19 protein-coding genes are annotated in these 21,748 nt (G+C 41.6%); 16 read left to right on the top strand and 3 right to left on the bottom strand.

All coding sequences use genetic code 11. The features are described 5' to 3' along the window. Nucleotides 1–4: 4 nt before the first annotated feature. Both A391_RS0109435 and A391_RS0109430 read right to left on the bottom strand, forming a co-directional pair. Complete coding sequence (locus A391_RS0109435) at nt 5–328, bottom strand: hypothetical protein (protein WP_019898976.1); 324 nt, start codon at nt 326–328, stop codon at nt 5–7. 108 nt (nt 329–436) lie between these two features. After that, nucleotides 437–1,060: a TetR family transcriptional regulator gene (locus tag A391_RS0109430; protein WP_019898974.1), complete on the bottom strand. Its 624-nt coding sequence runs from the start codon at nt 1,058–1,060 to the stop codon at nt 437–439. A 177-nt stretch (nt 1,061–1,237) separates the two neighbouring features. On the opposite strand from A391_RS0109430, the gene A391_RS0109425 reads away from it, so the two are divergent. Genes A391_RS0109425 through A391_RS0109415 form a run of 3 tightly spaced genes read left to right on the top strand, consistent with a single transcriptional unit; the run spans nt 1,238 to nt 7,125 of the window. Then, the gene (locus A391_RS0109425; RefSeq protein WP_019898972.1) at nt 1,238–2,485 is read left to right on the top strand and encodes an efflux RND transporter periplasmic adaptor subunit; all 1,248 of its coding nucleotides are present in this window, start codon (nt 1,238–1,240) and stop codon (nt 2,483–2,485) included. Between the two features lie 45 nt (nt 2,486–2,530). Continuing rightward, nucleotides 2,531–5,686: an efflux RND transporter permease subunit gene (locus A391_RS0109420; RefSeq protein WP_019898970.1), complete on the top strand. Its 3,156-nt coding sequence runs from the start codon at nt 2,531–2,533 to the stop codon at nt 5,684–5,686. Then, the gene (locus tag A391_RS0109415) at nt 5,683–7,125 is read left to right on the top strand and encodes an efflux transporter outer membrane subunit (RefSeq protein WP_019898969.1); all 1,443 of its coding nucleotides are present in this window, start codon (nt 5,683–5,685) and stop codon (nt 7,123–7,125) included. Before A391_RS0109420 ends, A391_RS0109415 begins: the two co-directional genes overlap by 4 nt. A gap of 21 nt (nt 7,126–7,146) precedes the next feature. Here A391_RS0109415 and A391_RS0109410 read toward each other — a convergent pair whose 3' ends face one another. Next, entirely contained in the window at nt 7,147–8,850 is a 1,704-nt protein-coding gene (locus tag A391_RS0109410) for a hypothetical protein (protein ID WP_157261344.1), read from the bottom strand. Between the two features lie 215 nt (nt 8,851–9,065). Here A391_RS0109410 and gltX point away from each other — a divergent pair, with 215 nt between their 5' ends. The 13 genes from gltX (at nt 9,066) to A391_RS0109345 (ending at nt 21,703) form a co-directional block, all read left to right on the top strand. Then, the gene (gene gltX, locus A391_RS0109405; RefSeq protein WP_019898966.1) at nt 9,066–10,460 is read left to right on the top strand and encodes a glutamate--tRNA ligase; all 1,395 of its coding nucleotides are present in this window, start codon (nt 9,066–9,068) and stop codon (nt 10,458–10,460) included. Nucleotides 10,461–10,582: 122 nt separating this feature from the next. Then, nucleotides 10,583–10,819, top strand: coding sequence for an RNA chaperone Hfq (gene hfq / locus A391_RS0109400; RefSeq protein WP_019898964.1), 237 nt, complete (start codon nt 10,583–10,585; stop codon nt 10,817–10,819). 3 nt (nt 10,820–10,822) lie between these two features. Next, nucleotides 10,823–11,959 carry a GTPase HflX gene (gene hflX, locus A391_RS0109395; RefSeq protein ID WP_019898963.1) on the top strand — a complete coding sequence of 379 codons (1,137 nt, stop codon included), beginning with the start codon at nt 10,823–10,825 and terminating at the stop codon, nt 11,957–11,959. Nucleotides 11,960–12,078: 119 nt separating this feature from the next. Next, the gene (gene hflK / locus A391_RS0109390; protein ID WP_019898962.1) at nt 12,079–13,284 is read left to right on the top strand and encodes an FtsH protease activity modulator HflK; all 1,206 of its coding nucleotides are present in this window, start codon (nt 12,079–12,081) and stop codon (nt 13,282–13,284) included. A gap of 9 nt (nt 13,285–13,293) precedes the next feature. Beyond that, nucleotides 13,294–14,166 carry a protease modulator HflC gene (gene hflC, locus A391_RS0109385; protein WP_019898961.1) on the top strand — a complete coding sequence of 291 codons (873 nt, stop codon included), beginning with the start codon at nt 13,294–13,296 and terminating at the stop codon, nt 14,164–14,166. 9 nt (nt 14,167–14,175) lie between these two features. After that, nucleotides 14,176–14,361, top strand: coding sequence for a DUF2065 domain-containing protein (locus tag A391_RS0109380; RefSeq protein ID WP_019898960.1), 186 nt, complete (start codon nt 14,176–14,178; stop codon nt 14,359–14,361). A 9-nt stretch (nt 14,362–14,370) separates the two neighbouring features. Beyond that, a complete protein-coding gene (locus tag A391_RS0109375) occupies nt 14,371–15,534 on the top strand; it encodes an ATP phosphoribosyltransferase regulatory subunit (RefSeq protein ID WP_019898959.1) in 1,164 nt (387 codons plus the stop codon). A 71-nt stretch (nt 15,535–15,605) separates the two neighbouring features. Then, nucleotides 15,606–16,937 carry an adenylosuccinate synthase gene (locus A391_RS0109370; protein ID WP_019898958.1) on the top strand — a complete coding sequence of 444 codons (1,332 nt, stop codon included), beginning with the start codon at nt 15,606–15,608 and terminating at the stop codon, nt 16,935–16,937. Nucleotides 16,938–17,114: 177 nt separating this feature from the next. After that, nucleotides 17,115–17,672 (top strand): flavoprotein, encoded by a 558-nt coding sequence (locus tag A391_RS0109365; RefSeq protein WP_019898957.1) that lies wholly within the window; start codon nt 17,115–17,117, stop codon nt 17,670–17,672. A 1-nt stretch (nt 17,673) separates the two neighbouring features. After that, nucleotides 17,674–19,086, top strand: a complete 1,413-nt coding sequence (locus A391_RS0109360; protein WP_019898956.1) for a DUF6513 domain-containing protein — start codon at nt 17,674–17,676, stop codon at nt 19,084–19,086. A gap of 71 nt (nt 19,087–19,157) precedes the next feature. Then, complete coding sequence (locus A391_RS0109355) at nt 19,158–19,733, top strand: DUF447 domain-containing protein (RefSeq protein ID WP_019898954.1); 576 nt, start codon at nt 19,158–19,160, stop codon at nt 19,731–19,733. Nucleotides 19,734–19,798: 65 nt separating this feature from the next. Beyond that, nucleotides 19,799–20,485, top strand: coding sequence for a (5-formylfuran-3-yl)methyl phosphate synthase (locus A391_RS0109350; RefSeq protein WP_019898952.1), 687 nt, complete (start codon nt 19,799–19,801; stop codon nt 20,483–20,485). A gap of 126 nt (nt 20,486–20,611) precedes the next feature. Then, on the top strand, nt 20,612–21,703 hold the full coding sequence (locus tag A391_RS0109345; RefSeq protein ID WP_019898951.1) for an outer membrane beta-barrel protein: 1,092 nt from the start codon (nt 20,612–20,614) through the stop codon (nt 21,701–21,703). The last annotated feature ends 45 nt before the right edge of the window (nt 21,704–21,748 follow it).

Below are 21,748 nucleotides of genomic sequence, written 5' to 3'. Positions count from 1 at the left end.
AATGCTAGCCAAATAAGTCCTGCATAATAGGTGCAGGACGCTCACTATCCGCACGATCTTCTAAAAAATCAAAAGTAAGTGGGCAGCGAGTAGGTTTTTTTGCTGCTTTGCGACGTTTTGGTGTTGTGGATACTAAGTCGATAAATGGTGTTTGGCTAACACGGATGTAACCTGAAGCGCTTAATTTTTGTTCTGTTGTTTCAAAAAGGCTTAGTGGGTTGTCTATATTTTGTAAGGTAACAAGCTGCTTGCTCACTTTTAGCACGTTGTACATCACAAACTTGCTTGCGGTTTGTTTACCGTAAATTTCACCAGTATAAATAGCCACAATGCCTCCAACGCTTAATATTTGCGTATGGTATCTCTACAATTACTGAACCACAAGAATTTTCTGTAAGAAGAATTTTTGTAAAATTTTCTATATATTTCTTAGACTCTATTTCCTACGTAAATTGATATGCGATTTAATGAGTTCAATCGCTTGGTATCTAAATTTTGTGCCATCGGCATCTTTAATCCACATATGTAACAATCCGCCAAAGAACAGGTGAGTATCAAGTGCAAGTGCGCGGGGTGTCAGTTTGCTGGCTAGTAGATTTTGTGATTGTGCACGCTCGTAAGCAATTTCAATTTTTTGAATTAAGCTCGAGCAGTTGTTTAATATTTGATGAAGTACCAACGCAAACTCATCTACGTATTCGCATTTGATCATCATGATTTCGTAGATTTCACGCATCTCAATATTGTCATTAAGCTCATGTATTGTATGGCATAGGCTTGCTTCAATTTGATCAAGGGGGTTTTGTGAGTTATCACTTGTGATCGCTAATGTGTCATCCATACGGTCAATCAGCGGTAGAAAGACTTGCTCGCGAATTGCATGAAAAATTTCTGCTTTATTATTAAAGTGCCAGTACACGGCGCCGCGCGTCACATTAGCTTGCGATGCAATATGTTCCAATGTGGATTTGCTAACGCCTCGTTGAAGAAATACAGCACGTGCTGCATTTACAATTTTTTGGCGAGTGAGTTCTGCATCTTCTTTGGTTTTTCTGACCATATTAATTCCACTGGTTAAAACTAGATTATTGAATATTTTAACATTTAGGCATTTACATACATTCCTGTTTGTATATAATATACATACAAATCTGTATGTAAGCAAGTGCAGATAGCTATTGTTTTAATAAAAACATAGAATAATTAATAAGTTATAAAAATAAACGTGGAGTTTTCAATGGTAACTAAGACTGCAAATCACAATCAACAGCATATTCGCATACAGTCTATAAATGGACAGGGCGCTCATGTTAAACGAACCATGGTTACATCTGGGATGATGTTAGCGCTCATTGGTGTTCTCGCGATGTCTGTGCTTGCTGCTTGTGGTAAGCAGGAAAACGCTGCGCAGGCACAGGGTATGCCGCCTATGCCGGTCAGTGTGGTCACTGTAGAGCCAACTAGTGTACCAATGAGCGCTGAAGCTGTTGCGCAAACAGAGGGTGCTAAAGAGGTGGAAATTAGACCACGTGTTGGTGGTATTTTGCTTAAAAAGCTATTTGAAGAGGGCGCACCAATCAAAGCTGGTCAGGCAATGTTTTTAATTGATCCTGTTCCATATCAAATTGCGTTATCAAATGCCAAAGCACAATTAGCACAACAAAAAGCAAGATTAGATCAAGCGCAGCGTGAAGCTCAGCGTTTGCAAGCACTTGTTGCCACTCAATCAGTGAGTCAGCGTGAAGCAGATAACGCCCGTTCAGATAATGCATTAGCACTGGCAAGTTTGGCTCAGTATGAGTCTGCTGTGCGTGAGGCGGAGTTGAATTTATCCTACACGACAGTTACTTCGCCTTTATCTGGAGTGGCTGGGCGATTTGAGTTGTCTGAAGGTGCTTTAGTCAGTGCTAACACAAGTCTGTTAAGTACGGTGAGTCAGCTTAGTCCAATTTGGGTGAGATTTAGTTTGTCAGATGCTGAGTTAGCGCAGTTAGGTGGTCCGTTGACGCAAAAAGGTGTTAAGGACGTACGACTGATTTTACCTAGTGGTGAAGAGTATTCAAAATCAGGTCAGTTGAACTTTGCTGCTAGTGGCATTGACCCCCAATTGGGCACACAGTTATTGCGAGCGACTTTTGATAATGAGGATAAACGCTTGCTTCCAGGTCAGTTTGCTCGGATTAGAGTCATTACAGGGAAGAAAGATGGCGTATTTGTTGTGCCACAAACAGCCGTGTTAAGTAGTGATCAGGGTAAGTTTGTTTATGTGGCCAATGATAAAAATATCGTGACGATTAAACCAATTGTTGCTGGTAATTGGGTTGGTAAGGATTGGGTAATCTTAAGTGGCCTAGAAACTGGTGACAAAGTAATCGTCGATAATATTATTAAATTGCGTCCTGGTGCACCAGTATCTCCGCATCCGCTAAGCGATCCTAGTACAAGCCCTGCACTAAAAACCAATGAATCAGCTGGTTCTAAATAAGTGTATTACTAATAGCTATAACAACAGGCTTAATCGAGAATCTATATGAGTAAATTTTTTATTACGCGGCCTATTTTTGCGAGCGTATTGTCTATCATCATTGTGCTCGCAGGTTTAGCTGCGGCACTGAAGTTACCGATTGCACAGTATCCGCAAATTGCACCGCCAACGGTATTAATTACAGCAACCTATCCTGGTGCAAGTGCTGAAACACTATCTAAAACAGTGGCTGCCCCAATTGAAGAGCAATTAAGTGGTGTTGAGGGCTTGTTATATTTCAATTCTAGTGCTGACTCTAGTGGCACTTTGACCATTACTGCTACGTTTGAAGTTGGCACTGATGTTAATCAGGCTACTTTTAACGTCAGTAATCGGGTGAACATTGCTTTACCTCGTTTACCTGATGAAGTGAGGCGGACTGGTTTAGTTGTCCAGAAAAGGTCTAACGATATCTTGCTGGTTGTGATGCTCACAGATAAGCAGAAAAAGTATGACACTTTATTTTTAAGTAACTACGCTACATTGAATGTGCTTGATGAAATTAAGCGTATAAAAGGTGTTGGCGACGCTACAATCTTTGGTGCGCAAGATTACTCAATGCGTATCTGGTTACGTCCTGATCGTATGGCGCAATTAGGGGTAACTACCACTGATATTGCTAACGCGATTCGAACACAAAATGCGCAATATGCTGCCGGTAAAATTGGTCAGGATCCATCACCATCTAATCAGCAATTAGTGTATACCGTGACAGCAAAAGGTCGCTTAATTGACCCTGCTGAATTCGGTAATATCATTATTCGTGCTGATGGACAGCGTGGTGTGCTTCATTTAAAAGACGTCGCACGTATCGAGCTTGGTTCGCAGAGCTATAACGTTCGCACAACTTTGGATGGTACACCTGGTGTAGGTATCCCTATTTTCTTGCAATCTGGTGCGAACGCATTAGATACGGCAGAAGCAGTTAAAGCACAAATGAAGGAATTGAAAGAACGTTTCCCAGAAGGTATTGATTGGGAAGTACCTTATGACACCAGTGACTTTGTAAAAGCATCTATTTTAGAAGTGCTAAAAACATTGGGTGAAGCGATGGTGCTCGTTGTGCTGGTTGTGTTCTTGTTCTTACAAAGCTGGCGCGCGACATTAATTCCTATCATCGCAGTGCCTATTTCGTTAATTGGTACATTTGCTGGTTTATGGTTGTTTGGTTTCTCAATTAACACGCTAACATTGTTTGCGATGGTGTTATCTATTGGTATTGTGGTCGATGATGCGATTGTAGTGTTGGAAAACGTAGAGCGGCTAATGGAAGAAGAAAAGCTGTCGCCAATCAAAGCTGCTGTGAAATCAATGGAGCAAGTGTCAGCGGCTGTTGTCGCGATTGTGCTCGTGCTGTGTGCGGTATTTATCCCTGTTGCTTTCTTGGGTGGTATTGCAGGTGAAATGTACAGGCAGTTTGCAGTGACAGTTGCTGTAGCTGTTGTGATTTCGGGCGTTGTTGCATTGACGTTAACACCTGCATTGTGTGCAGTTCTATTAAAGAAAACACACGGAGAGTCGGCGTTCTTTAAAGCGTTTAACCGTACTTTTTTACGTTTTACACATGTATATACATCAACAGTCAATTTAACCTTACATCATAAAATAATCGGCACTGTTGTGTTCGCTGCGATTATTGCGTTAGTGGCTGTACTGTTAAAAGTGATTCCAGGAAGTTTTGTACCACCCGAAGATCAGGGGTATGTGATATCTGCTGTCATTATGCCGGATGGTGCTACCTTAGGACGTACAAGTAAAACGACTGAAAATGTAAGGGCCGCGATTGCTCAAGATCCTGCGGTTGCACATGAGTTTGCTGTGAATGGTTTCGATTTGATCGGTGGCGGTAACAAAACCAGTGCGGCCACTATGTTTGTACGTTTAAAAGATTGGTCTGAACGTGAGACGACCGCTGATGACATTGTGCAAAAATTGTTTGGCATTGGTATGCAACAACCAGATGGGATGGCGATTGCATTTAATCCGCCAGCGATTCGTGGTTTAGGTAGTTCCGGTGGTTTTGAGTTGTATGTGCAGACACGTGGTGACTCTGATCCCGCACGTTTGGCTGCTGTGGTGAATAACTTGATTGAGGCGCTTAAAAAAGAGCCAAGGTTGACTGAAATTAATACATTCTTTAGACCAACCGTACCACAGCTATTTTTAGAAGTGGATGAGGCTAAAGCTATTTCTCAGGGTGTGCCTGTATCAAGTATCTATGATACTTTGCAAAGTACGATGGGGTCTTTGTATGTCAATGACTTTAATAAGTCTGGCCGTACTTACCGTGTGCAATTGCAAGCTGAAGCAGACTACCGTATGAAAGCAGAGGACTTAGGTAAGGTTTATGTACGTTCTGATAAAGGCTTGATGGTGCCGTTATCTGCACTAAGTAAAGTGAACTACATTGTTGGTGCCGAGCAGTTAGAGCGCTACAACGGTTTGCTATCAGCTAAGGTGCTAGGTAAAGGCGCGTCAGGCGTGAGCTCGGGTGATGCCATTGAAATGGTTGAAAAGATTGCTGAAGCAAACCTGCCGGATGGCTATCAAATTGCTTGGACAGGACAAGCGTACCAAGAAAAAAGAACAGGGTCAGCCGCAGTGTTTGCGTTTGGTTTTGCCATCATTATGGTGTTCTTGATATTGGCGGCACAATTTGAAACTTGGGCCTTACCACTTGCTGTGATCATGGCAGTGCCATTTGCCTTAGCTGGTGCTTTGTTGTCTGTGTTGTTGAGAGGTATGCCAAATGACATTTACTTCCAGATTGGCTTAATTACATTGGTTGGGTTGGCGGCTAAAAACGCGATTCTGATTGTGGAGTTTGCAAGCCAGAAAATGGAAGAGGGTATGCCGATTGCAGAGGCTGCACTTGAAGCTGCCAGGTTACGTTTTAGACCGATTGTGATGACTTCAATGGCGTTTGTGTTAGGTATCGTGCCGTTGGTGATTGCAACTGGTGCTGGTGCTGCGGCTCGACAATCAATGGGTACAGGTGTGTTTGGCGGTATGTTGCTAGCGACCTTTGTAGCGACTATTTTTATTCCATTGTTCTTTACATGGTTAAGTAATAAAAACGTGCATAGAAAACACCATGAAGTACCTGACGACGAGCCAGTAGTTGTGACTTCAGTAGATACCGATAATAAAGGTGCTGTATGAAACAGAAAAAAAATAATTTTTTAATTAAACCAGCTTTTTATTTGGTTGGTAGCTTGGTGCTGTCTGGGTGCCAATCTCTAGTATGGCCAGATTACTTAAGGCCAAAGGTTGATACGCCAGATCGGTATGTTGAGATAAGCCAAGACGCGGCAAAGAATCAAATTGCTAAGGACTGGTGGACACTGTATCAAGATGAAACACTGAACACATTAATAGCCAGTGCTTTGAAACACAACACTGATATTAAAGTTGCAGTCGCCAATATTGAGCAGGCAGATGCTGTGATGAAAGAAGCAGGCACTTTGTTGTATCCTACCGTTGCTTTAGACGCTGGTGGAACACGCTCACGCGTGACAGAGGCTGGTGCATTTCCAGTGTTTGGTGATAATCCTCGAGAGAGCTATAACTTTAAGTTTGGTACTAATTTTGAGCTGGATTTTTGGGGTAAGTTGAGCCGAACTAAAGAGTCAGCTAGAGCATCAGCTTTATCAAGCCGTTATGCAAAAGACACTGTTGAGCTGTCACTAACGGGCTTGGTAGCGAATCAGTATCTGTCGTTGCGAAGTTTGGAAAAGCAAATTCAGATTGCAGAGCAAAATTTAGTCAGTCGAGACGAAAGTCTAGCGCTCACAAAACGTCGTTTAGAAGGTGGAATCGTTTCAGCTTTAGATGTTTATCAAGCTGAAGTGGCTAGTGCCAATTTACGTGCACAGATTTCCGATTTAAAACGGTTGCAATCATTAAGTTTAAATCAGCTAGCGTTATTAACTGGTGATATGGGTTTAGCTGTTCGTGGATTAGAGCAGGCTCAAGCAGATATGATGGCTTTGCCGATACCACCAGTACCACCAATCGGCTTACCTTCTAGTTTGTTAGAATCACGTCCTGATGTACGCCAGGCTGAAGCACAAATGGTGGCAGCTAACGCCAATATTGCTGTGGCGAAAGCGGCTTTGTATCCAAGTATTTCGCTCACTGCATCTTGGGGTGGAGAAAGTCTTGAGTTGCAGGATGTGTTGAAATCAGCAGCGCGCATTTGGACGGGTGGGCTTAGTTTGAACTTGCCTATTTTTAATGGAGGAAGGCTGAATGCTAGAGTCGACCAAGAGGCTGCTAAACAGAAAAAAACACTGGCAACTTATGAGCGTACGATTCAAACTGCTTTTACAGAAGTGAATGATGCATTAATCAACTTGCGCCAACAAACACAGCGCGAACAGTCTCTGTTAACTAGCCAAGATTCTGCCAAGAAAATGTTGGCTTTGTCTGAAAATAGATACCAGTCTGGCTACTCAGCTTATATTGAAGTATTGGACGCGCAGCGCACTTACAATGAGGCTAGTTTGGCTTTTGTTCAAGCTCGTCAGGCAAGATTGAGTGCGTCAGTTGATTTGTTTAAGGTATTAGGTGGCGGATGGCAAGCTGCCGAAGTTAAGTAATGAGTGAAGCGGTGCTTTTGATTATTTGCTTATGTCTGTAGTAAAGGTAACGCGTACCCAGTTACCATGACGTTCGAAAGATTTAGTGAATCTTACAAGTATCTCTTCACCCAATATTTGTACTTTGAAAATATCATTCTTGTTGTATTGGAGCTTTGGAATAATCAGTGTCTCTTGTTTAGACAATGATTGTTCCTTAGGCAAGAAAATACAAGTGAAGTTACTCGGGTCAGTGCCAAAGCTACTATCTAGAAAGCTACTTGTGTCAGCAAATACTGTGTTAGCAAAGTAGTTGTCTTGAACAGTAGGTTCACCAATTGACATAGCAACCTTCGGTGTTTTTAATCCCATATTTTCTGCTTGAGAGTAAAACCCAATATTGCTTAATAGCTCTACACCTAAGTGCAACTCTCCATGTGCGATAGGTCTGATGTTCTTAATAATACCTAACCTGGTTCTGTTTCTGAGTTCTTTCGTTGAAATGCCGATTAACATACCCAAGCTCACCTCGTGGGGGTGTCTGCTGACGTGTAAACCTAATCCACTATTGGATTGATCGATGATGCTTGAGTGATCGGTGCTTAAATCCATGTAGATAATATTGGGTTCATTACGATTGATGTTGTGAGATGCTAATCTTTCTTCAAATGACTTTTCGCCTAAGTAACCACGTTCACCACGTTGCATCTTAATATTCTCAACCTGTTTGAGCTGCTCACAAACCTCTTTAAAACCGAATGTTGTTGTTGCGCTAGATGCAGCTCGATTGCGGTCTTCTGATCTGCGTTGGCGGTTATAATCAACGCGTGACCACTCAGTATTGAGTATTTCAAATGTTGTAAATGCGTCTTTATGAGAAACTAACTCTTTCATAAAAGGTTGCTTGGGCGAGATGTTAAATTCAATCAGGGACATGCAAAGTTCTATTTTTGAAATGACACTGTCAAAATCCCAATAACGATATGTGCTTGCGGGCTTGAAAGTGCGGATGCGCTTTGCAGGTTTGTTACTGGTGGTGTCAACATAGAAAAGATGTTGTTGTTGATCAAATACTTTATCTACCGTAGTTTTTGATGTCCAAATGGACAGCATTTTGCACACTAATTCTATCTGTTCACATTTTAAGCTTAAGCCCTCTAATGAACCCAGCATGCAAACTTGTATATAAGCATTAGATATCGAAATCGGCTCAAGGTCTGCATAAGGTTGAATTTTAGCGTTTAAAAGTGATATGTTTTCTGCCAATAAATATAGCTGAGATATCTGTAGCCACACATTTGCTGGTGCACTTTGATAATTGTAATAACGCCACTTAACCATTTGCGTTGCATTTCGAATCGCCCGCGCTAATAAAACATGAATATGCTTTTGGTATTGATCATAAAAGTGATCAATGAGTGAAAAGTAAATTAAGAATAACTGACGATGGTAAAAGAACACGGCATTAGAGACGCGCTCTTCCAGCTCAACGCTGATATGTTCGATATGAATAAAGTGTGTTGTGATTCTTTCGACAATAATGTGTGTATTTTCGTCGATTGTAAAGAGTGCCTCCAAGTTGGCTGGATTGTTAAAAGCGTTTGTTTTGAATTCATCCCCTAATTTTGCAGTCGCGAACTCAATAGCAGAGAGGTCGTCCATGCCTTTGATTTGACTCATCCAATCCATAGATGTTTTCATCTTCTGTGTTGATGTGTTCTTGAATAAATTTTGGAGAAATGCCATTTTTAACTACGTTCTTTCACTAGGTATATTACTTACAGCAAATAATGTGCCAGTTTATTTGCTGTAAGGTAAGTAGCTCTATAATGTTTTGAGCATGGCTTTACCAATTCATGCCTAGCTTGTTTGGACTATTAATCTATTTTTAATTTTTTAGACTCCATCTGACCATGATAAAATATTGTTCTAAATAATATAGATATTAAAAATCAACAGATATGACAGTTCGCACACGTTTTGCCCCTAGTCCAACAGGTTTTCTTCACATCGGCGGTGCCCGTACCGCTTTATTCTCATGGGCTTTTGCTAAGAAGCACAAGGGTGACTTTATTCTGCGCATCGAAGATACCGATGTTGCGCGTAGTACACCCGATGCTGTGCAAGCAATTCTTGATGGCATGGGCTGGCTTGGTTTAGGTTATAACGAAGGCCCTTTTTATCAAATGCAGCGTATGGATCGCTATAAAGAAGTGATTCAAAAAATGCTGGATGAAGGCAGTGCTTACTATTGTTATTGCAGTAAAGAAGAGCTAGAAGCGTTACGTGAGATGCAAATGCAACAAGGTGTTAAGCCGCGCTATGATGGACGTTGGCGTCCAGAAGCGGGTAAGGTGCTGCCAACACCACCGCAAGATATTCCTGCTGTCATTCGCTTTAAGAACCCAAAAGACGGTCATGTGGTGTGGAATGATTTGGTGAAAGGTGAAATTAGTATCGCAAACCAAGAGCTAGATGATTTAATCATTGCACGCGCTGATGGAACACCCACCTATAACTTTTGTGTTGTGGTTGATGATTGGGAGATGGGGATTACACAAGTGATTCGAGGTGACGATCATGTGAATAATACGCCACGCCAAATCAATATGCTAAAAGCCCTTGGTGCAACCATTCCTCAATATGCGCATTTGTCAATGATTTTGGGTGATGACGGTCAGAAGCTGTCCAAACGTCATGGGGCTGTGAGTGTAATGCAGTACGATGATGAAGGATATTTGCCTGAAGCTGTGCTTAATTATTTAGCGCGCCTAGGCTGGAGTCATGGTGATGAAGAGATTTTTAGTATGCAACAGTTTTGTGAATGGTTTGATTTAGACCACATCACACCGTCTGCTGCACAATTTAATACCGAAAAACTTAGATGGCTCAATGCACACTATATTAAACAGGCTAGTTCTGATTACCTAGTGAACGATGTGACTAAGCGCCTTACTAAATTAGGTGTACAGGTCACGGCAACACCTAACTTAGCAGCGGTGATTGACCTATACAAGGAACGTGTACATACCTTGAACGAGTTAGCTAATAGTATCGCTTATTTTTATCAGAAACCATTGGTTGATCAAGCAGCTGCTGAGAAACATTTAACGGCAGAAATTAAACCAGCTATGCAAACGCTAACGGAGGCGCTCTCTAAGGTAGAGTGGCAGGCAGAGGCTATTCACCATGTGTTAAATGATGTGGTCACTGAGTTTCAATTGAAGTTTCCGAAAGTGGCAATGCCGTTACGTGTCATGTTAACGGGTATTGCACAGTCTCCAAGTATTGATCAGGTCATGGTTTTACTTGGTAGAGATGAGGTAATGATGCGAATTGATGACGCTAAATTTTAAATTTAATTAAATTAAAGAACGAATTTGGTTGTTCTATATCTTAACGAGAGTAAGATATTTGTATATGGCCTAAATAGCCGTTAGTGGTTAATTTTATTTAACTCCAAACAATAGGAGACATCATGAATCAAAAAGGGCAAATGTTACAAGACCCATTTCTCAATGCGCTACGTAAAGAACATGTGGCAGTATCTATTTATCTCGTGAATGGTATCAAGTTGCAAGGTCAAGTGGATTCGTTTGATCAATACGTTATTCTGCTTAAAAACACTGTGACGCAAATGGTATATAAACATGCAATTTCAACGATTGTACCTGCGCGTGCAGTCAATATTAGTTTGTCTGAAGGTGATGATTAAGCGTTGAAAGATTTATTTGAAAGGCCAAGCGGTGGCGAGGCCGCCATATTAGTAAGTGTTAATTTTGGCGAAAACGACTACGAAGAAAGTTTAGAAGAGCTTCGTCAGTTGAGCTTAAGTGCAGGGCTTGCTGTGCTAGGGAAAGTGGAGGGTAAACGCTCTACTCCTGACGCTAAATTATTCATTGGCAGTGGTAAAGCTGATGAGTTGGCGCAAATGATGCGAGTGACTGAGTCTAATATTGCCGTCTTTAATCATGATCTCACACCGTCACAACAACGTAATCTAGAGCGCTTGTTGCAAGCGCGTGTTGTGGATAGAACTGGGTTAATTTTAGATATATTTAGTCAAAGAGCCCAGACGCATGAGGGTAAGCTGCAGGTTGAGCTTGCTCAGCTTGAGCATCTATCAACAAGGTTGGTGCGTGGTTGGACTCACTTGGAGCGACAAAAGGGTGGTATTGGCGTTCGTGGCGGTCCTGGCGAAACTCAACTTGAGCTAGATCGTCGCATGTTACGCGTGCGCGTTAAACAATTACGTGAAAAGTTGCTAAAGTTAAAAGCGCAACGAGGTATGCAACGTAGGGCACGTAAGCGCTCCAATGTGATGACTGTCTCTTTGGTAGGCTACACCAATGCAGGAAAATCTACCATTTTTAATCGGCTCACTAAGGCTAATATTTATGCTGCAGATCAGCTTTTTGCGACGCTAGATACAACAACACATAAGCTTTATATTCCTGATTGTGGTTCAGTGGTGCTTTCGGACACGGTTGGATTCATTAAACATTTGCCACATGCATTAGTTGAAGCCTTCGGCGCAACCTTGGAAGAGGCTGTGCAGGCTGATTTGCTATTACATATCGTAGATACTGCTAGTACCAATCGTGATGAGCAGATTACGCAAGTAAATAAGGTGTTAAATGAAATTGGGGCCTCTGATGTGCCACAGATTCTGGTATATAACCAAATCGACCGTGTAGGTCTAGAGCCTGCTGTGGACCGTGATGAATATGGTAGAATTACGAGCCTTCACGTTTCGGCAAAAACGGGCGAAGGGCTTGAGTTTCTGAGATTGGCGATGGCTGAGCATTACCAGTATTTACAAAAGCAAAGTACTGAAGAAAGTGCCTTTGCTTAAGTGTTAAGTAAGTTGTGCAATATATTTGATGTGCTTGGTTTTTAATAGTATTGCTTAAATTAAAATTTAGGCTTAAACCAAAATTTAAAGTAATTCAATTTTTAGTGTTGGAGTGATGAATGATTAAATTCCCTGGCTGGAGACAGCAAAATAATGAAGGGCCACCTGACCTTGATGAAGTGATGCGTGATTTAAGCCGCAAAATTAATGCGATGTTTGGAAAAAACGGTGGTAATCAATCAAACTCTCAGCCAAAACGTCCGTCATCAGGGGACATTAATTTGCCAATCGTACCGATTATGGGGCTCGTTTTGCTTATTTGGCTTGGTTCTGGATTCTATATTGTGGACCAAGGTTCTACTGGTGTAGTCACCCGTTTTGGTAAAGCGTTAGATGAAACAACAGAGCCTGGCCCTCGTTGGCACTTACCTTATCCAATTGAGACTGTAGAAGTCGTCAATATGGGGCAAGTGCGTAGGCTTGAAGTTGGCTACAGAAGTAGTGCAGAAGGCTCTGGTGGTGGAAAGACCAAATTGCCTAAAGAGGCTTTAATGCTGACGGAAGATGAAAACATTATTGATCTGCAATTCGCAGTGCAATATAACTTGAACAATGCCAAGTATTATCTGTTTAATAATCGCTCAACAGATACAGCTGTTATGTCTGCAGCAGAGTCTGCGATTCGCGAAGTGGTCGGTAAAAATAAATTAGATGATCTATTGCAAAAAGGCTTGGCTGATACTTCTGAGCGTATGCAACTTATCCTTGATAGCTATAAAACTGGTGTAAAAATTATCAGTGTATCGTTACAAAGTGCTCAACCACCAGAGCAAGTGCAAGAAGCTTTTGAAGACGTTAACCGTGCAAACCAAGATAACCAACGTCAAATTAACGAAGGTCAGGCATATGCTAACGATGTGATTCCAAAGGCACGTGGTACGGCTTCACGTCTGCTATCTGAGGCAGCTGGCTATAAGTTAAAAGTTGAAAGTGAAGCTAGAGGTAATGCTAGTCGATTCGATCAGATTTTAGCGCAATACAACAATGCACCAGAAGTGACACGTCAGCGTTTGTATTTAGATGCGCAAGAGCAGATTTTATCTAATACAAGTAAGGTGATTGTTGATCAAAAAGCAGGTAATAGCTTGTTGTATTTACCGTTAGATAAACTCATCAATGCGACTGGTGCGTCTAATGCCCCTCAGTCTCAATCCGTACAGTCATTAAATCCGCAAACTGAATCAGGCGCAGCCTTTGATTCAGCAGCAGCTACTACAGAGCGCTCGAGAGAAGCTTTTCGCAGCCGAGATAGAGAAAGTAGATAAGGAAAAATAATGAACAAGGCAAAAAATATAATAATTTTAGTGGTTGTTGGGTTGATGTTGTTATCGACCTCTGCCTTCACAGTGAATCAAACCCAGTATGTCATTGTGCAAAGACTAGGTGAGATCGTATCCGTCAATAAAGAGCCTGGCCTTTATTTTAAAGTACCGTTTGTGGATAACCTTAAATACTTTGATAACCGTATTTTGACGTTGGATTGGGAGCAGCCGGCAAAGTTTATTACTAGCGAAAACAAATACATGATGGTGGATTCGTTTGTAAAATGGCGCATTGTTGATCCTGTCAAATATTATGTATCCATTAAAGAGGGTGGCGAAGCCGCTGCAGAAGATAGGCTTTCTAAAGTCGTGAATGCTGTATTGCGTACAGAGTTTGGTAAACGTACAGTACGTGACGTGATTGCTGGCGAACGCGGTGCAGTAATGGATAACCTTCGTAAGACTGCAGATGCTGAAGCGCGTCAAATGGGTATTGCAGTGGTTGATGTACGATTAAAGCGTGTTGATTATGCGGAAGAAATCAGTAAGTCTGTATTTGACCGTATGATTGCGGAACGTAAGCGTTTAGCAAATCAACTGCGTTCGGAAGGTGCTGCTGCCTCTGAAAAAATTCGTGCAGATGCTGACAAACAGCGCGAGGTAATTATCGCTGAGGCTTATCGAGAAGCACAAAAGACGAAGGGTGAGGGTGACGCTAAAGCTGGTGAAATTTATAATCAGTCTTATAGCCGTAATCCAGAGTTCTACGCGTTTTATCGCAGCCAAGAAGCTTACAAAAACAGCTTCAAGAGTAAGAGTGATGTAATGGTGCTGGATCCTAATTCAGATTTCTTTAAATACATGCGTAGTCCAAACAGAAAATAGTAGGTTGCTGTGGGCGACTATTTTTTAGCTGCTTTAGGGTTGATGCTGGTACTTGAGGGATTGCTTCCGATGCTGATGCCTCAAGTCTGGCGAGAAACCTTTATAAAAATGGTGACATTAAAAGATGGGCAACTCCGCTTCGTTGGTTTGATATCCATCGTTGGTGGTTTGCTCTTAATTTTTTTAAGTAAATGATTGATAAATATGCGTAATTGGTTGTTACCTGAATATATTGAAGATGTGTTGCCTGCAGAGGCTATGCGAATTGAAGTCTTACGCCGTAAGTTGCTAGACTTGTTTAAAGTGCATGGTTACCAGTATGTGATTCCGCCAATGTTAGAGTATATGGAGTCTTTAATTACGGGTGTGGGTCATGATTTAGATTTAGCTACCTTTAAAGTCGTTGATCAGTTAACAGGTCGACTCATGGGTGTACGTGCAGACATGACGCCACAGGCTGCCAGAATTGATGCACACCTTTTGAATCATCAAGGTGTAACGCGCTTGTGTTATGCAGGAAGCGTATTGCGCACTAAACCTGATGGGTTAGCGTTGACCCGTGAACCATTACAAATTGGTGCGGAGTTGTATGGTCATGCTGGCATCGAAAGCGATATCCAGATTCAACGTTTGTTGATTAAAGCTTTACAGGCGATAGGTATTGATGAGATTCATCTTGATTTTAGCCATGTTAATGTATTTGGTAGCTTAATTGAGACGAGTCAGGTAGATCCGCAGTTAGAGCAGGATTTATACGCTGCGTTACAAAGTAAAGACCAGCCTGCAGTAGCATCCTTGACTAAAACCTTAGATCACACGACCAGAGAAGCACTATTAAACTTAACAGAGCTTAATGGTGATAAGGCGATTTTAGCTAAAGCATTTAATGTGTTGCCTGCAACACCAGCCATTAAAAAGGCGTTAGATAGTTTGCAGCAAGTCAGTCATGCGATTGATCAACTAGGTGCTAGTGTTAGTTTCGATTTGAGCGAGTTGCGTGGCTACCACTATCATAGCGGTATTGTATTTGCTGCATATGCACAAGGTTATAAAGGCCCGTTGGCATTGGGTGGTCGTTATGATGAGGTTGGACAATCTTTCGGGCGCGCTCGTCCAGCGACAGGATTCAGCCTTGATTTACGTGGTGTGGTGAGTGCTTTACCGCCAGCTAAATCTGACATGGCAATTTATGCACCAGCCTCAGATGATGGTGCACTTGCAAATAAAATTGAAAGTCTGAGAAGCGAAGGGCATGTTGTGATTGAAGCGTTAGCTGGGTCAGATGTTGACTTGGCTGAACTGAATTGTAATCGTAAGCTTGAGCATTACAACTCAGGTTGGCATGTTGTTGATGTGGTGAAAAGCTAGAAATTGCACAAGGGATATTCTTGTGCAGTACTATTATTCTAAAAAATTAATATTTAATCAAAGTAAACGTTATGGCAAATAAAGCAGCAAAAAATGTAGTCGTCATTGGCACTCAGTGGGGCGACGAGGGTAAGGGGAAGATTGTTGATTGGTTAACGGATCATGCGCAAGGTGTTGTGCGTTTTCAAGGTGGTCATAACGCAGGACATACTCTAGTGGTTGGGCAAGGTGATGCTCAACGTATCTATAAGCTTAACCTTGTGCCTTCTGGCATCGTACGTGCAGGTGTTAATTGCTATATTGGTAACGGCGTAGTTTTAGATGCCGGACATTTACTCAAGGAAATTGCTGCGTTAGAAAAAGATGGTCTAGAAGTGAGTAATCGCCTAAAGGTGAGCCCTGGCTGTCCATTGATTATGAGCCACCACGTGGCTGTAGATGTTGCGCGAGAAGCTAAACGTAGTGCAGATAAAAAGATTGGCACCACAGGCAAGGGAATTGGCCCAACATACGAAGATAAAGTGGCACGTCGCGCTTTACGTGTATATGACTTGTTTTATCCCGAGCGTTTTTCAGAAAAATTACGCGAAGTCATGGATTACCATAACTTTGTGCTAACAAATTATCTTGATGCTAAACCCGTTGATTTTAATCAACAATATGATGCAAGTATGCAGCATGCGATTGCACTAAAACCGATGATTGCTGATGTGTCAGCAGAAATTTATACGGCTAATGCAAAGGGTGAAAATCTATTATTTGAGGGTGCACAAGGCACCTTGTTAGATATCGACCACGGTACTTACCCGTATGTAACGTCAAGTAATTGTATTGCAGGGCAGGCATCTGCAGGCACAGGCGTTGGCGCGAATATGTTGCATTATGTATTGGGCATTACTAAGGCTTACACAACACGTGTAGGTGGTGGCCCTTTCCCTAGTGAGCTAGATATCGAAACACAGGGACTACCTGGCTACCAAATGTCGAATAAAGGTCAAGAGATTGGCACTGTGACTAAACGTAAACGTCGTTGTGGTTGGTTTGATGCCGCGGCGTTGCGTCGCTCTGCGATGATTAACGGCTTAACCGGTTTGTGTATCACAAAATTAGATGTGTTAGATGGTATCAAAGAGCTTAATATCTGCACAGGTTATGAACTAGACGGTAAAAAAATCGATTTGTTACCAATTGGTGCGGACGATGTTGCTGGATGTAAACCGATTTATGAAACTGTTCCAGGCTGGACGGAAACCACTTTTGGTGTAAAAACATGGGATGGTTTACCTAAGAATGCACAAAACTACCTGAAACGCTTAGAAGCATTATGTGGCGTGCCGATTGCCATCGTTTCTACAGGCCCTGAACGTGACGAAACAATTGTTATTGAGCATCCTTTTGCTTAATAAGTGATTGTTGATGTGAATGCATTTAAAGTAATTAGCATCATATTTACACAATAAAAGCTGAAATTAATCAGTACGCCAGATGATCTTTGTAATTGCTTTTGCAAAGAATTAGTCTGGTGTTTTTTCTTGTGTAGTGATTGTCATGTGTTTTTCAAAGTATATGTTTGGTTAAAAATGATAGATAAGAAAAGTCAACGTTTGGCATGGGCAATTACAGGCTCTGGCCACTATTTGCGTGAGTCAATTGCAATTTTAAACACATTAGAAAACGTTGATGTTTTTCTAAGTAGGGCAGGGGCTGAAATTATTCAGCAATATGGATTTCATCAGGAATTAAATGCTGCAGGACATCGTATTTATCAGGATAAGACAGCGAGTAGCGTGCCTGTTGAATTGTTTTATCAGGGTAAATATCATGGCTTAGTGATAGCACCAGCAACTTCAAACACCATTGCTAAAATGGCTTATGGTTTTTCTGATAGTTTAGTCACTAACTTATTTGCGCAAGCAGGAAAAACGCGTGTGCCTAGTATTGTCTTTGCATGTGATACTGCGCCAGAGCTTGAGTCAGAAGCACCACGAGACAACGTTGTGAAAGTTTATCCACGTAAGATTGATTTAGACAATATTACAAAACTTAAATCGTTTGAAATGACTAGTGTTGTTGAAAGCATGGACAGCTTAAGCAAGTGTATTCAACAACATTTGCAGCAGACGTTGTGCACTGACTAGCATGACAAAGAATCTACTTTTTTTAACGGGTAAGCTTGCCGAAAAAAGTCTGAACAAAGTACTAAGTGAAGTGCAAAGTAATCCAAAAACGCCGCCTTTTAAGTATCGTGTAGAGCAGATCGGGGTGTCCGTTGCTGCGTTAATGACTCCAGATTTAATTGCACGTAGAGTCAAAGAAACTGGCGATGCTGATAAAGTGATTGTGCCAGGCTTGTGTCAAGGTGACTTGACGATGCTTGAGGCTAAATACGGCGTTCCTGTAGAGCGAGGTCCTGCAGATTTAAAAGACCTACCGCAATACTTTGGGCATCAAGGCGTAGTGCCAGATTTAAGCCAATATCAAGTAAAAATATTCGCTGAGATTGTAGACGCACCGTATTTAAGTGTTGAAGGTGTCCTACAAAAAGCGCTGCAATATCAGGCACAGGGTGCAAATGTCATTGATCTTGGCTGTTTGCCAGCAGTACCTTTTCCACACTTGGCAGAAACCATTCGGACATTAAAGCAGCAAGGGTTGAATGTAAGTGTTGATTCGCTAAATACAGATGACTTACTCACAGCAGGGCATGCTGGTGCTGATTATCTGTTAAGTCTCACTGAAAAAACACTTTGGATCGCGCAAGAGGTGGCTTCTACGCCAATCTTGATTCCAGCAAAGCCGCATAGCTTACCTTCGTTGTATCGTGCGATAGATGCATGTATTAAACTAGGTAAACCTTTTATTGCTGATGCAATTCTTGACCCTATACACTTTGGATTAACTGATTCGATTGTTCGATACCATCAGCTCCGTAAGAAGTATCCTGATATAGAGATCATGATGGGCATTGGTAATCTCACTGAACTAACCGATGCAGACACGACAGGAATCAATGCACTGCTGTTCGGGATGATTAGCGAGCTTAATGTGAGTGCCGTGCTTGCAACCTCAGTAAGCCCTCACGCAATCAATGCAATTGCAGAAGCTGATATTGCCAGACGTACTATGTATGCTGCCAAACGTGACGATAGGTTGCCGCGCGGCTACAGTAATCGTTTGCTAGGACTACATGATAGACGTCCGTTTACCTACAGTGCAGACGAGATCAAAGAGATTGCATCACAAATCAAAGACCCTAGCTTTCGTATTCAGGTGAGTGAGCAGGGGCTACATGTTTACAACAGAGATGGTATCTACGATGCGCTGGATCCCTTTGTGCTGTATCCGGATTTAAAAGTAGATGACGATGCTTCGCATGCTTTTTATCTAGGCGTTGAGTTGGCTCGCGCACAAATCGCATGGCAGTTGGGTAAACGCTACGTGCAAGATCAGGAGTTAGACTGGGGTATTAATGCTAAGCGTACCGATGTTGACGGTAAGGTAGCGCATCGTGAGGCTTCAATTAAAGAAAAGCGTGCCAAAAAAGATGTTTAGAGAATTTGCGTGGAAATAGTAGTGACAGCAAATGTAACTACACTCGCAATCAAAAATGAAAGTTTAAAAGTATGATTTATGAAACCATCATTAGCTCTATAGATATGCAAGGCGTTGCTCATGTCACGCCGTTTGGTATACGAATGCAAGATGGATTAGTTGTGATTTCTCCATTTAAACCATCAACAACTTTATCGAATATATTAGCTACTGGGTACGCAGTGGTTAATTTAACAGATGATGTTCGTGTGTTTGCTGCGGCGTTAACTTCAAGGTCTGTTGGCAGTCTAGTTGCAGCTACTCAAATTCATGGCGTTAGGCTCTCTGAAGTATTGTCTCATAAGGAACTTAAGTTAGTGAAATTTGAGGATGATGATGTACGCCCACAACTTTTTCTAGAAGTAGTGCATGAAGAATATCATCAGCCTTTTCAAGGCTTTAACCGAGCGCAAGCCGCAGTGATTGAGCTTGCGGTTTTAGTCAGCCGATTAAAAAGATTACCATTAGAGAAAATTTGCCAAGAAATGGATTATTTAACCATTGCCATTGAAAAAACAGCAGGGCCACGAGAGCTGGAAGCATGGGGATGGTTAATTGAGATGGTGAAAAATCATAAAGCAGCACTTAACTTTGAAAACTTAGCTTAAGAGAATTTAGGTTAAGAAAATTAGGCTTAATTTATAAACAACATCGGTTTAAGAATTGCATTTGCATGACACAATTATTGATTAGCGTGACAGATATCAAAGAAGCACGGTTGGCGTTGACACACGGTGCTGATTTGATTGATCTAAAAGACCCCCGTCAAGGTGCATTAGGTGCGTTACCTATTACTACCATCCAAGAGGTCGTTAGTTTTGTAAAAGCGCACAGAGCCCACTACCAGCAATACACTAGTGCAACAGTTGGTGACTTACCGATGGAAGCGGAATTAATCTCTCGGCAGGTATTGGCTGTGGCCAGTACAAACGTTGATTTTGTAAAAGTTGGTTTTTTTGAATCAGAAGACTATCAGTCATGCTTAGTGGCTTTAAGTGAAAGTGCAAAAAAAGGTATCAAGTTAATTGCAGTTCTATTCGCAGAGATTCAGTATCCAGAATATTTACTTGATCTTATTAAACATGCAGGTTTTTATGGTGTTATGTTAGATACCGCACAGAAAAATGGTGCTACTTTCATGGATTATTATACTGAAAAGCAAATGATGTCATTTTCAAGGCGAGTCAAAGATCATGCGATGGTTTTTGGGTTGGCGGGATCGCTCGGCATACAACATCTAGAAAAAGTGGTTGCATATACCCCAACCTATATTGGTTTTAGAGGTGGAGTGAGTGTTGGTAATCAACGTAAGCTAAGTTTAGATGGAGACAAAATAAAAGTAATTCGTGAATTGTTGTAGATTTGTTGTATTTAAGCAACAAAAGTAGCTGAAAGCTAATATCTACAATACATAGGAGGTTGCGTTATCTTCACTATATGGGTATTATCACTTCAGTAAAAGATTCATTAACAAGGAGTAATAAGAATGAAAAAGAATATCTTGAATATCGCTGTTGCAGCGACATTAGGTTTAGCGGCATTTGCTGTGTCTGCAGAAGATATGTATCGTGGCGCTTGGTATGCAGTACCAGGTGTTAGCTACATGGATACAGACAGCGACCTAGAAGCTGATAACGGTGGTGGCGCATTCATCAAACTTGGTAAAGAATTGTCTGAGCATTGGGACATCCAAGGTGGTTTAGGTTATAACCGTGCAAGTGAAGACACAGGCATTGCTGGTGTTGGTGGCCGTTATAAACAAACGACATTAGGCGTTGATGCTTTATACATGTTTAGTCGTGATAAATTCCGTCCATTCTTGTTAGCAGGTTTAGGTGTAGCACGTAATGATGTTGACTACAGCCACGCGACAGCAGACGTTGATGCTAAAAAAACTTCATGGTTAGCAAATGTTGGTTTAGGTGCACAATATCTGTTTAACGATACATTTGGCTTACAAGCTGATGTTCGCCATCAATGGAGCCGTGCAAAAACTACGACAGATAGCGGTGCTTTTGACAGAGACACAAACACAATCGGTAATACGCTATTAAGCTTAGGCGGTATTATTCGCTTTGGCGCGCCAGCTTTAATGCCAGTAGCGGCAGTTGAGCCTGAGCCAGCACCAGTTGCACCATCACCAGTTGTCGCTGCTGCTGAACCTGCGCCAGCACCAGTATGTGTACCTGAGTATGAAACAATCACAATTGAAGCTTCTAAATTATTTGCTTTTGACGAAGCTAAATTAAAAGATACTAGCGTTTTAGACAACGAAGTTGTGCCTAAAATGAAAGAAAATAAAATATTTGCAAGCGTTAAAGTGGTTGGCCACACAGATAAACTTGGTAGTGAAGCTTACAACCAAAAACTATCTGAAAAACGTGCTAACCAAGTGCGTGATTATTTGATTGCTCAAGGTATTGAAGCTGATCGTTTAGTTGCTGTTGGTAAAGGTGAATTAGTGCCTGTGGTTGATTGCGATGGCGTAAAAGGTCGTAAAGCATTAATTGAATGTTTAGCGCCAAACCGTCGTGTTGAGATTGAAGCAACACGCTCAATGGAAAAAGGTTGTAAATAATTTTTCTAGTTTTAAAAAGCCCCGCTCTGCGGGGCTTTTTTATTG

Source organism: Methylotenera mobilis 13, from assembly GCF_000384255.1.
GTDB classification, from domain to species: domain Bacteria; phylum Pseudomonadota; class Gammaproteobacteria; order Burkholderiales; family Methylophilaceae; genus Methylotenera; species Methylotenera mobilis_B.
Note: the sequence above shows the minus strand (reverse complement) of the source record. Positions and strands in the feature narration are given on the sequence as shown.